This window comes from Shewanella benthica KT99, from assembly GCF_000172075.1.
GTDB classification, from domain to species: domain Bacteria; phylum Pseudomonadota; class Gammaproteobacteria; order Enterobacterales; family Shewanellaceae; genus Shewanella; species Shewanella benthica_A.
On sequence record NZ_ABIC01000005.1, the window covers coordinates 104416 to 116931 of the forward strand.

Sequence of the window (12516 nt, forward strand, 5' to 3'; positions counted from 1 at the left end):
AGTGTGGGATGAAGATGATGAATTTAAATCGCTATAAATATACCAGTTTAGCGCTCGCTATCTGCTTTGGCTTAACTGCCTGTGGTGGCTCAGGAGATGATGTCCCTGAACCTAAACCCGAAGAAAAAGTATACCCAAGCTTTACCGATATCAAGGCCAGCGGCGGAGACACCACCACCTTCGATGCCTCCGAGTCGGGCCATGGTTTCTCGACTCCCGCGCCTAATTTATCCGCTGTCAGTCTAGAGCATCACCTTGAGGGGGATCTTAGTTTTGAGACTGCCTTCACCACGGCGCCAAACGTCGAACACCCAGAACTCGATGGCCTGGGCCCGGTGTTTAACAATACCGACTGTAACTCATGTCACCAACGAGATGGCCGCAATTCGACGCCTTTAGTTCCTGCTGGACAAGAACGAATGAAGCTTGGCTCTGAAGCCGGGCTATTTTTACGTATCAGTATGGCTCCTGCCGAAGTATGTACTCAAGGTACGGCAGCAAATGATTACTGCGCGCCAATTCCAGTGCCTAATTTTGGCGGCCAGTTATTCCACCGTGGCGTGCTTAAGGCGCGTTCAGATTGGCAAGATAATATGTTTGGCGGCCAGGCGGATGTGTACCTCTCCTATGAAACTAAGGAGATGACTTATCCTGATGGCTCAAGCATCACATTGAAGCAGCCATTGTTTGCAGTAGAAAATCCCTATGATGCACCGGGTGAGACCCTAACTAGTGCTAACGTGACATCGGACCTACTCCAAGATGATGTCTTGATGGGCTGGCGTAACGGTATGCCTGTATTTGGCCTAGGTTTGCTTGAAGCGATTCCAGAGGCGGATATTCTGGCCTTGGTGGATGAGAATGATGCCGATGGCGACAAGATCTCCGGCCGGGCTAACCTGGTATTCGATGCAATAAAGGCACGTGCGGGTGACGCTCATCCGGTTTCTCTGGGACGTTTTGGCTGGAAGGCCAACACCCCAAGCGTACGAGTACAATCTCTGGGTGCACTGCGTGGTGATATCGGCATCACTAACCCACTGTTTCCCGACGAGAGTGTAGTCGGCACCGCCTTGCATGATAGCTATCTGGCCAGAACCGGCTATGTGGATACCGGTGAAGGTGTCAATGGAGAGCCTGAGGCGAGTGCCGAGTTTAGTGACTCTGTGGTCTTCTATGCCGAGACCTTAGCTGTGCCGGCCAGACGTAATGTCGGTGATGCTAATGTTCGTGAAGGCGCGCGCCTGTTTGAGCAAGTTAACTGCACAGGCTGTCATAAGGCCAGCTTCGTGACTAAGTCGAGCGGCGATATTGGCGGCGCACCTATGATAGATGCGCTAAAGGGGCAGACCATCTATCCTTTCACCGATATGTTGTTACATGACATGGGTGAAGAACTAGCGGATGGCCGTGCTGATTTTCTTGCTGACGGCAACGAGTGGCGAACCCGCTCCTTGTGGGGCATAGGCTTGACTCAGACCGTGAACCCACTGGCCGGTTTCTTACATGATGGCCGCGCCGCAACTCTGGAGGAGGCGATATTGTGGCATGGAGGCGAAGGTGAAAATAGCCGTGTTGCCTTTATGGAACTGACTAAGGCGGAGCGAGATCAAGTCATCGCCTTCCTGATGTCGCTGTAAAGCTTAACTAGCTAACGTTTAAATCTATAGTTTCAAATACGATTGTTTGAAATCCATGGCGGAGCAAGTTCATTGCTCCGCTTTTATTTGTACCTCTATTCTTCTCTGCTCTACCTATTTTTAGATACCTAAGATAATAATTTGTGATACAGGTAAAGGTATCGCTGACTTTAGCCCTGTGCCTCGTGATCTGTTTCAAGTAAAAAGCCACATATTTACATTAGTATATTGGTATTGGATCTGTTGAGAAAACCTTGGAGGGCTGGTGAACAAGATCTTGATTATTTATTCCAGTGTGCATGGCCAAACCAGAAAAATTTGCGAATATATTGCCAGTCAGCTAAGGGCTAGTGACTATGGTTGTGAAGTTAGGCTAGCTAGCCTTGAAGAACAATTTGATTTAGACAGCTTCGATAAAATCATCATCGGAGCCAGTATTCGCCACGGCAAACATAACCCTGAAGTTTATCATTTCATTGACACCCATCTTGTGGCGTTAGAAACTAAATCTAGCAGCTTTTTCTCTGTGAGTTTAGTCGCGCGAAAAGCCAGCAGGAATACTCCCGAGTCTAACCCCTATATGCAGGCTTTCTTGAGTAAGACCCTATGGCGGCCTAATTTAGTTAAGGTGTTTGCTGGGAAACTGGATTATCAGGGCTATAACTGGTTAGACAGGAGCATAATTCGCTTCATCATGTGGATAACCAAGGGGCCAACGGCGGTGAATACTAAGATTGAGTATACGGATTGGCAGTTAGTCGATGTTTTCGTCAAGGAACTCGAGCTGCTGTAGTGTTCGTTAGGGAAAGTAAAAGTTATATAAGCAGGGGTTTTAATGGCTAATTCTTCTTCAGTTTTAAGTAGGCTGCTTACTAAGCTGGTCGACTATCAACATGTCGGTATTATTATCTTATCTGTATTTTTAATATCCTCCAGTGGCTGGATTTTTATGGGGCGAGGTTTGCGTAACAGTGCTTCAATATGGGATTATTTACATGTGTATTTGGGGTTAGTCATTGCCGGGCTATCGGTGAGTATGCTGATCACTCATTGCGTGAGAGGTCAGTGGCGACAGATGTTTCCTTGGCTGCTGGCTGACTTTTCTCAGCTCAGCAAAGATCTATCCGGGCTGGTTAAAGGGAGAATACCTGTGGCTGGCGGGCGTGGCCTGTTTAGCTGTATCGAAGGCATTGGGATATTACTCTTAGTTGGCGTTGGCTTTAGTGGCGTGATCTGGTTTTTTCTGCAAGGCAGTACCGAGGCTTTAGTGTGGCGCGGTTATCACATCCTGCTGGTGAAAGGTTTTATCGGGTTTATCTTGGTACATGTTTTCTGTGCATGTCTGCATCTACTGGATTTCATCAGAAATTGATCTAGAAACTAGCGCCTAGTTTCTAGATGCTTCTTAGGCTTATATCTACTTGCGCTCAACTGCCAAGTAATTAATGAGGTCGATAAGTTCACTAAGAGTTCGAATAGAGCTCATGTTGACCGCATATTTGTCGTTGACAACAAATGCCGGGACACTCTGAATTTGGAACTGTCTCTGTTGAACCCGCCATAAATCTATCTTGTCATTTACCACTTTACTGTCGGCGATTGCATCATATTGGCTGAGCGCTTGCCGTTTCGGCAATCTGAGTGAAGTGCTTACCTTCTTCAAATTGTGCAGCAAAACTACTTAAAGGGGCTAAAGCCAAAGTTAACGCTAATGCTATGTGCTTAATCAATTGATTATCCTCAAAAGTGATAGGTTGAAGCTGGCTGATACCGACTGGTACTCAATATCGAAATTCTGCCTGAAGAACAAAACAAGCTATCGATATGCCATACTCTAGCTAATGAATCCAGCATAAAAGCTAAAGCTTAATTATGACTGAATTAACTAATAGGACTAGTGTTTACACTGTGATCTAGCTTTGAGTTTCGAGGATATTTTAACGTTTATCTGTTAAAGTTTGTCACGTTTCACAACTTTTACGAAATTGAGCAGCATCCCCATTAGGGCGATCTGGATGCCATATCTAGGCTAATTTGCACCATTGCTTGCGGTTTTTAGATGATTGCTGGTGGGAGTTAATTGCATAAAAGGACTAACTAATATAACTTATTTATTCTCCTGAGAACTTTTCTTTTTTAAAGCAGAGTAAAATATTGTCACAACTTGGTCCTATTTCATTCTTTGTCGCTCTGGTCTATTTAAGTAGAGAGAGTTAATCATGCGCACCTTGAGCATTGTCTCTAGCTACTTAGTCCTGTTTTTTATGCTGGTAGGCATCATACTCTCGGCCGGGATTGGATACCGTTTTTATCAAAACGAGACGTTAGCCATTGAGTCCGATTTTAGGCGAGATGTTGATGATAAGGCGGCAGCCTTAGAACGAGAGCTGCTGATTAATTTAGAAGTGCTCTATGCGATCAAGGGCTTATACAATAGTTCAGATAATGTGACCGAAAGTGAATTTAGAAAACTGGCCAGTAGCTTCTTGGTTAGGCATCAAAATATACAGGCATTAGAGTGGATCCCTCGAGTGAGCCTGGGCCAGCGCGAAAAATATGAGCAGCACAGAAGACAACTTCACCCAGATTTTGAATTCACCGAGCGTGAGTTTCAGGGAAGTATGATCCGAGCGACTGAGCGAAAGGAGTATTTTCCTGTCTATTATGTCGAACCCATGGAAGGCAATGAGGTGGCTTTCGGTTTTGACTTAGCATCAAACCCTAAACGAGAACAAATTCTCAAGAAGTCACGGGATCTAGACCTCTCATTGGCGACGGCCAGCATCACCTTAGTACAGGAAACGTCTAATCAGAAAGGATTTCTGATTTTTATGCCTATCTATCGAGGCGAGCCTAATACGTTAATTAAACGTCGAGAGAAGTTGCTTGGCTTCGTGCTAGGGGTGTATCGAATCGGAGATATGTTCGAAACAACGATCAAATACACCGGCGCTCAAGGCATTAATTTAACCTTGGTTGATAATACCGGAGTCTCCGCCGAGCAACTTTATTCCAGTTATACTAGCGAGCAATCTCTCAATACGACGCAGATTCAGTTCACTTACAATAAACCTTTGAGTCGATTCGGAGGCCGACAGTGGACATTAGTGACGACTCCGATGCTTGGCTATATTGCAGAGCGTAGAAGCTTATTGCCTTTTATTAGTTGTGCCTTCGGCATTTTATTCACACTGCTTTGTGGTGCTTATACCTTTGCCGTTATTCGACGTAGTTTTTTAATCAAGGTAGAAGTAGAACAGCGAACCCAAGAACTGAATGAAGCCAAATTGGAGCTAGAAGAATTATCCCATACCGATGAGTTGACCCAAATTGCCAATCGTCGCAAATTCGATGAGCAATTCGAAAAAGAATGGCACAGAGCCGTTAGAAGTAATACTTCACTTTCCCTGATCATGATCGATATTGATAACTTTAAACAGTTTAATGATCATTATGGACATTTGGCCGGAGATCAATGTTTGCGGGATGTGGCCAAGTCATTGCAGAGTGCCATGAGCCGCAACACAGACTTAGTCGCTAGGTATGGTGGTGAAGAGTTCGTTATTTTACTGCCAAATACCAATGAATCCGAACTCTTGGCCGATAAGTGTCGAATGATTATTGAAAAATTACACATTCCCCATGAGCCGTCGAGCGTCTCTGAATATGTGACCATCAGTCTTGGGGTGATCAGCGCAAATCCCACACAGAACAGCGACCCTTTGGCTTTCAGTGCGAAAGCAGATAAATTATTATATCTAGCCAAAGACTTAGGAAAAAATAGAGTATGCATCGAGGAGCCGTTAATCCTGCAGAAGGGGGATGTGATAGACTTTAAAGCACCGAAGAAGTAATAAACCTGTCGGTGTTGGATTCGCTCGCCAAGATTATACCATTCCGAGTAAGTATCTGATCATTCAGCGGGAGTTCAAAGCACTGTAGGCAAGGCGAATGTTTGAAGCTAATAGTTATTCTCGGCAACAAGCTCCTGCGTTGCTCTCGATAATTGCTCCTGCATCCATGCAGTCGTATATCGAAAACATTCAACGTAGCATAAAGGGCTTTGCCCTTTGCTTTAAACATCAGCCGCACTGCGTGAGGCTCTCAGTGTTTCCACTTCTGTGTTACATTGGCTTGAAAGGGAATAACCATTTCCTCATCAATGTGCCTTGAATTGAAAAAACTGAGAGTCTCTGAACTGACCAGATACTTATATGGAATGGTATTGTAAGGTTATCAAAAAATGGCATTGAAAAATTGCACACTCATTTTCACCGTTCTGTGTCTCTCCTTAGCGAGTACTTTTAGTGCTCAGGCACTGGATTGGCGTATCGCTTTTGGTGCCCACGATATTATAGTCGAACAAGCCGACTCACATACTGTAGGTGTTGGGGCGACGTTTGCACTGGCTCATCTCACACAGTCCAATATTTTATTGATCGGCTCTGTAGATGTTTTTGTCGATCATGATAAAGACAAGCTAGATCCCGATCATATTCCCATCTGGTTCAGTTCGAACTTTATGGTGAAGCGCGAGCTGTTTCGCCTGTCTCCTGACAGTGCATTTCAATGGGAAGTAGAGGCGAGTAGCAGGCGAAATACCGTTAGTTCAGTTGAGAAACAGCTAAAATTGTTTCCTGGTATTGGCTATGAGTATGATACCAAAAATTTCTTTGCCGCAGTTAAGGTGGGGGCGGGATACTACTCTTTGGAAATTGATGATGATGTGCCGAGAATGCGTGGATACGATCGAGGTGATTTTCAAAATCAGACCGGGGCTTATACGCTCGCAGCAGATACTCGATTCTCCTTGGGGTCGTCGTTCGAGCTATCGGCCAAGATTCAGCATTGGAATGATGGCAGTGAATGGCTGGAGAATCGTTATAGTGTCGCCCTGAATTATGATGCTAATACTTGGGTAGAGGACAGTGTGTTTGTGGTGAGTGTAGAGCATACCGAATACAATCTTGACCCCTATGCAAAAGTGGCTGTAGATGATGCTGATTATTTGCCGATCTTACCTTGGGATAAAGATACTTTAGTTAGAGTTTATATCGATATGCCCTGGGATTTTTAATAGCAGATATGAATATTTTGGCGTTTATCGCTCAGGCAGATATAGCGCTATATCAAGCCAAGAATGCCGGATGTAACCGGGTCTGTGTCTATGCCGAGAAAGATGAAGAGGGCATGGTCATAGATGCTCAAGGCTCACCCCTTCCCCGTCACTAAGTTAATCTGGTTGTTTTATCTTCTGCTCCACAGGCATACTGCCATGTGCTCTTCTGTTGATCTGTCTCTCTACCAAGCTTGATAAGATAAACATCAAGAGGTAGCCGGTACCTAGGGCTAATATCACCGCCACAACATTGTCAGTCACCTTGCTATAAATATAGTAGCTCACTATTAGTCCAAAAATGCCGCTGATTCTGATCATCAAGCTTTGGGTAAATAAGCCGTGGGCTTTAATAAAAGCTAGCTGATAGGCGTTAAGTATCATGAAGATGAAGAACATTGAAAAGTGCATTAGCACAGGTGCAGCCTGAGCGTATTCAGGCGGGAACACCCAAGCGACTATGTCATGGCTGAATAGGAGCATAGTAATGAAGAAGCCTGATCCGACTAAGGCGGCCAGCTTATAAATCCACTTTTTTATCTGTTTAATTTGCTGGATGTCAGAATTTCGTACACATACAGTGAGTTCAGGCAACACGAATCGATAGATAGGAAAAACGAACAGCAGTGTCAGATAGGTAATCACAGGCCTAACAACCACCTGAAAGTCTCCGAGCTCTTCGATGCTAAAGTGAGCGACTGTGAGTAGCACGGTAATGTAGATCATCAAGATGCTAGCCCCCGCCTCCAGGGATGCGGTAAAACTTTTTTTCACGAAGCTGACTAGGCTAGAGTCCATATTTACCGAGTCTAAAGGCGTCGTCGCTATCTGTTTTCGTCGGCTGATAAACATAAAGGCAGCCATGGCGAGAGAGGAGAGCATCATGGAAATGAATAGCGAGGCAATGGCGGCTTGGCCTAACAGATAGAAGCAGATAAAGAAGACTAAGATCTGGGTTAAGGGTTCCATCCAAGTCACCTTGTTGGAAATATTGTACATACGGTACATGGCTATCTGATTGGTAAAGTAGACCTTGAATCCCATGCCTAAGATGATACCGACCAAATGGAAGTACTCCACTGGGATATGTAACGTGTGCTTGATATAAGGTAAGACAACTCCCCAGGTGAGCAATACCATAGTGATCAGGCTATAACGAAAAATATTGGTTATATCTTTATCATTCTGTGTTTGCGAGTAGCTCACCACCATGGAGGAGCGAAAGCCAGTCATCAAGATCAGCGACAGTGAGATGATATCTATGCTGGTGTGATACAGAGCCAGATCTTCTTTGGCTACCCATTGGGCTAGCCAAATTTTAAAGCCGAAGCCGATAGTGATACTGACCAAGGTTGCCCAAAGCCCGGCGATAAAAGCTGACTTAACTCGTTCGATAGCTGTGGTTTGCATCATACTCCTGCCGATTGAGGGGAAAAGGAGAAAGCAAGTTTAACTATTCAATCGGCAGATGATTCTACCTCGATAATATGCGTCACCATAGTGCAGTTAAGTAAAGCTGTGACTTATATTCGTTGTTGGTCTCATGACGGGGATTATCTTGACCCGTCATAATTTACCCTAGGCTAGGATGTAAACTATCCTTCGAGTTATTTTCGGTATAACCTTCTAATTAGAATTCGCTATTTTTAGGTTCAGCCTTGTTATCAACGTCTTCCGATAGCCATTATCAATTAAAGATAGCCAGCTTTAATCTGTTTAATTTTATTGCGCCTCCCGATGCCTGCTATGAATTTGACAATATTTACACTCAGGAACAGTGGCAGAAGAAGCTAAACTGGATTGCTAAGTACCTTAATGAGCATCAGCCTGATGTGATAGCTTTCCAGGAGGTGTTTAGTCCAGATGAACTGGAGACTCTCACTAAAGCTTGCGGCCTGGACTATTTTAGCGTGCTGGACTCACCTCAGGTGATGGACGATTTTATTTATAGCAAGCCAGTCGTTGCATTGGCTTCTCGTTATCCGATCAAGGAAGCGGTTTCGGTTAGCGTCGATAAAGAGTGGGCGGCGCAGATGGGGCTAGTGAGTGAGTTTGAATTTAGTCGCAAACCGCTTAGGGCTACGGTTGACTTGCCTAAACTTGGCTTGTGTGATTGTTATGTGGTGCACTTTAAGTCTAAGCGCACCCTGTTCGATGCACAGGATATCAAGGCTAATTCCGCGACAAGCTCTTTTAGAAAAAGTTCTGCAGGTGCGGAACTCAATACCGGCCAATTACTGGCCATAGAGGCGCTGGGGCGTTGGGGCTCGAGTGTTCAGCGAGGCAGCGAAGCTGCGCTGCTTCGATATGCTATGGTCGAACGTCGAAGTCAGACACAAAATCCTATGATATTGATGGGGGATTTTAATGATATTTTGAGCGATGGCGTGCTTGCAGCACTAACCTCAGTCGATACCCGCATCAAGCCCCAAGCCGATATGAGTCAGGGGGCCATGGGGGATATAGCCCATCAGTTAGGATTTTATCGTTTACAAGATTCCTATGATCTATACCAAGCGAGTCAATATAGCTTATCGGAACAGGCCAGGCCTGCGACTCATTATTATTTTGCTCAAGGCTCGGTGCTGGATTACATCTTGCTCTCGAGTGAGTTTGATGCCAAAAATGATTTGAGTCTGGCTGAGGTCGGTCGCTATGAAACTTATGACCGCCATTTGATCAATCCCAGCTTTGAGCACGACAGCCAGAGCACCGATCATGCCCCCGTGATGATCACTATTGCTATCAGAGAGTGAGCAGGTGCTGCGGTTTCGTTATTATTTTGCTAAAGGATCGGTGCTGGATTACATCTTGCTCTCGAGTGAGTTTGATGCCAAAAATGATTTGAGTCTGGCTGAGGTCGGTCGCTATGAAACTTATGACCGCCATTTGATCAATCCCAGCTTTGAGCACGACAGCCAGAGCACCGATCATGCCCCCGTGATGATCACTCTTGCTATCAGAGAATGAGTAAGTGCTGCGGTTTTGTTGCTATTTTGATAACGTGCTTGAGATGTTTTTACTAATGGCCTAAAAGTGTTCAGTTTTATAGGCTAATGGAACCGACTCCTATGAAGCAAATCCCCTTTTTATCCTGTTCTGTCTCATTTTCTGTTGCGGCCTTCTGCGGTCTGCTATTCAGTGCTTCCATTTTAGCCGCCCCGGCGGCCAATGTGAAAACATCGGTTAATCGCACCGAATCGGCCAACCGAGTGCAGGAGAGCTTAGTCTTACCTTATCCCTTCAGTTCAGAGTCCATGGGGCTGAATATCGGTGTCGGTGGCATGCTCAATGGTTACTATCAAGATCAAATGACCATAGGCGGGACAATATTTGGCGGTGATGTCAGCCAGGCGGCCGGCGGCGGTGTCTGGAACTTCCTGCTGCCAAATACAGAGCGTTTTTATTTAAGTGTCTACGGCATGATGGGCTACTATCCTAAACAGCGCGCCTATGCCGGTGGCACTCGAGACTTTATTCCTGCGAATACACCACTTCCTGGGAGTAATGACTCGGACAATACTCAGTTTCTCGAAGCCGATGGCTCGTCGAATTGGTTCGATATCAAACTTGAGTATGCTCTCCCCATAGGAGCTACAGCCGATAAAGGCTCGGTGAAGTACCAGCTTAAAGATGGCCTGTTAATTTCTGAGCCTAGTGGGGGAGGGGATTGGAATCCCCTGGAACATGGGGCGACTATAATGGTATTGCGCCAGTTTAATCGTTACCAGAGTTTCGAATTCGAACAGGGGGAGTCCGATGGCTCCATCCACGCTATAGAGCTGGGGATCTTGCATGACAATACCGACTTCTCTATTAATCCCTCCAGAGGCAGTAGCCAATATTTCTCTATTTTCCATGATGCTGCCTGGCTCGATTCAGACAATCAGTGGACATTTTTAAACTTAGACATGAGCAAGTATTTCTCCTTCGGCGAGTCAGATTATGCTCATCAGAGAATTCTGGCGTTAAATTTCTGGAGCGGATACTCACCCTCCTGGGAACTGGAGTATGACGGTCTGGGTGGTAAGAGAGTGGTGAATAATGCCCCTTATAATGAGGCGGCAACCTTAGGCGGCTTCTATCGCATGCGTGGTTTCGATCAGAATCGTTTCCACGATAAGGCAGCCATCTACGGTTCTGCAGAGTATCGATATACCCTTAAATATAACCCCATCGAAGATGTGAATTGGCTCAAGTTTCTCAAGATTGATTGGTTTCAATTGGTGGGCTTTGTCGAGGCCGGCAGAGTGGGTGCGCAATATACTGCCAGTGAGCTGTTAACAGACCTTAAATATGACGCAGGTTTTTCTTTACGTTTTCTCGCTGCGGGCCTGGTCGTGAGGACTGATATTGCGGTTTCAGATGAGGGTAGCAACACTTGGGTGATGGTCGATCATCCGTTCTAACTCTTATAAGGATATTTAATGCAAGATAAGGACTCGAGTTAAATTGAGCAATCCAGTGGGTCCTGGCTGAACGTTAGTTCTTGGCTATGGCCCTTCTGCCTGAGCGAGAAGTTCAAGTTTGCCTCTAGAGTCGCCTTGAGTCTGACTCTGGCTTACCTCATTCCCATGGCTATGGGTTGGCCGCAGGCATCGACGGCCGCCACCACTGTGATGTTGATCGCTTCTGCTGTCGCCGCGAGTCTCTCGCCCTGGGGACCTATAGGGTGATTGGCACCTTGATTGGTGCCGTTATAGGCCTAATGCGGGTAGGACTCTTCGCTCAAGAGCGCATTCTCTACATGTTCGTGGTATCTGTTGTGGTCTCGGTCATCTTCTATTTCCGCAATGCCTATAAGAAAGACCCCAGCGTGTTTATGCTCACTGGGGTGATGGTGTTGATGATGTCCAACGGCGGTGATGCCAACGGCGCCTTCATCTATGGTGTTGACCGGGCCTTCATGACGGCATTCGGCGTGGTGGTGTTTACCTTGGTCAGTGTATTGCTATTTCCGGTCAAGACAGAGCAAAATCTCAGGGTATTGGTTCATGATTTGAATCGAATACAAGGGCAGCTTTTTCATCTTCTGACCCATCCTAAAGAGACGCAGGACCAAGCCGAACCCGCCGAGTCAATGCCCCAGGACTGCCCCGAAAAGTCGGCAGAGCAAACAGATGTGTCATCTTTGGTGAAGCAGCTCTTCGCAGCGCAAGGGGCCTTGGAGCAGAGGTACACTTCAATCAGCGCCGAGTGCAGCGATGTCTCGGCCTATAAGAAGGAGTGGGACCTGGCCCTGATCTATTATAAGCAGATCTCTGAGTTGCTAATTGTTGTCGCCGAGTCAGGCTCTCACAGTGTGAAACAGGGCACAGAGTTAAGGCTAGACGGCTTTATCACAGATTACGCTCAAACCGTCCAAAAGCTAGCGGCCCTTTTTATCGAGTCCGAGCAGGTCTGGGATGATAAAGAGCGCACATGTGAAATCATCGAGCACAGGGTGACCTTGGATGAAGAAGCGCTAAAAACCTACACTCATCTTGGCAGAGGCAAGGTGCTGACCTTTGCCTACTTGCTCAATCAGCGCCATGAAAAGTTGTCGCGGTTGACGGCGACCATCAGCAGCATCGACTCTGTGACCGGCAAGGTGGATTTCAGCGAGCGCTTCCCTAAGGCACTCTCTCAGTTTATCTGGTGGGATGCGGAGAATGCCAAGACGGCAGTAAAAGTGTTTGTCACCTACTGGATCGCGGGACTCATCTGGATCTACTTCAATCCTCCGGGGGCTACACCTTCGTGGTCTTCTCGGTGATCTAC

The 12516-nt window shown here is 46.1% G+C and carries 10 protein-coding genes and 2 pseudogenes; 10 read left to right on the forward strand and 2 right to left on the reverse strand.

The window, feature by feature from the left end; translation table 11 throughout:
- The first annotated feature begins 17 nt into the window (after positions 1-17).
- From KT99_RS03375 to KT99_RS03385, 3 genes are all read left to right on the forward strand, one after another.
- The gene (locus tag KT99_RS03375) at positions 18-1640 is read left to right on the forward strand and encodes a di-heme oxidoredictase family protein (protein ID WP_040571570.1); all 1623 of its coding nucleotides are present in this window, start codon (positions 18-20) and stop codon (positions 1638-1640) included.
- A 265-nt stretch (positions 1641-1905) separates the two neighbouring features.
- Positions 1906-2433 (forward strand): menaquinone-dependent protoporphyrinogen IX dehydrogenase, encoded by a 528-nt coding sequence (hemG, locus tag KT99_RS03380; protein ID WP_005497047.1) that lies wholly within the window; start codon positions 1906-1908, stop codon positions 2431-2433.
- Between the two features lie 42 nt (positions 2434-2475).
- The gene (locus tag KT99_RS03385; RefSeq protein WP_005497049.1) at positions 2476-3012 is read left to right on the forward strand and encodes a cytochrome b/b6 domain-containing protein; all 537 of its coding nucleotides are present in this window, start codon (positions 2476-2478) and stop codon (positions 3010-3012) included.
- Between the two features lie 45 nt (positions 3013-3057).
- Here KT99_RS03385 and KT99_RS03390 read toward each other — a convergent pair.
- A pseudogene (locus KT99_RS03390) lies at positions 3058-3255 on the reverse strand (thiol:disulfide interchange protein); the annotation flags it as partial.
- 604 nt (positions 3256-3859) lie between these two features.
- On the opposite strand from KT99_RS03390, the gene KT99_RS03395 reads away from it, so the two are divergent.
- The 3 genes from KT99_RS03395 to KT99_RS21905 all read left to right on the forward strand — a co-directional run bounded on the left by KT99_RS03395 (position 3860) and on the right by KT99_RS21905 (position 6872).
- Complete coding sequence (locus KT99_RS03395; protein WP_005497053.1) at positions 3860-5494, forward strand: CHASE domain-containing protein; 1635 nt, start codon at positions 3860-3862, stop codon at positions 5492-5494.
- Positions 5495-5883: 389 nt separating this feature from the next.
- A complete protein-coding gene (locus KT99_RS03400; RefSeq protein WP_005497055.1) occupies positions 5884-6717 on the forward strand; it encodes a hypothetical protein in 834 nt (277 codons plus the stop codon).
- Between the two features lie 8 nt (positions 6718-6725).
- On the forward strand, positions 6726-6872 hold the full coding sequence (locus KT99_RS21905; protein WP_005497057.1) for a hypothetical protein: 147 nt from the start codon (positions 6726-6728) through the stop codon (positions 6870-6872).
- A gap of 1 nt (position 6873) precedes the next feature.
- On the opposite strand, the gene KT99_RS03405 is transcribed toward KT99_RS21905, so the two are convergent.
- Positions 6874-8169 carry a lipopolysaccharide biosynthesis protein gene (locus KT99_RS03405; RefSeq protein WP_050774307.1) on the reverse strand — a complete coding sequence of 432 codons (1296 nt, stop codon included), beginning with the start codon at positions 8167-8169 and terminating at the stop codon, positions 6874-6876.
- 245 nt (positions 8170-8414) lie between these two features.
- Between KT99_RS03405 and KT99_RS03410 the strand changes: the two genes are divergently transcribed.
- The 4 genes and pseudogenes from KT99_RS03410 (at position 8415) to KT99_RS22175 (ending at position 12511) form a co-directional block, all read left to right on the forward strand.
- Positions 8415-9512, forward strand: coding sequence for an endonuclease/exonuclease/phosphatase family protein (locus tag KT99_RS03410; protein ID WP_005497060.1), 1098 nt, complete (start codon positions 8415-8417; stop codon positions 9510-9512).
- 19 nt (positions 9513-9531) lie between these two features.
- Positions 9532-9726 (forward strand): annotated as a pseudogene (locus KT99_RS03415) (endonuclease/exonuclease/phosphatase family protein); the annotation flags it as partial.
- 101 nt (positions 9727-9827) lie between these two features.
- Positions 9828-11165: a BamA/TamA family outer membrane protein gene (locus KT99_RS03420; protein ID WP_100067606.1), complete on the forward strand. Its 1338-nt coding sequence runs from the start codon at positions 9828-9830 to the stop codon at positions 11163-11165.
- A 176-nt stretch (positions 11166-11341) separates the two neighbouring features.
- Complete coding sequence (locus tag KT99_RS22175; RefSeq protein WP_005497066.1) at positions 11342-12511, forward strand: FUSC family protein; 1170 nt, start codon at positions 11342-11344, stop codon at positions 12509-12511.
- Positions 12512-12516 lie beyond the last annotated feature (5 nt).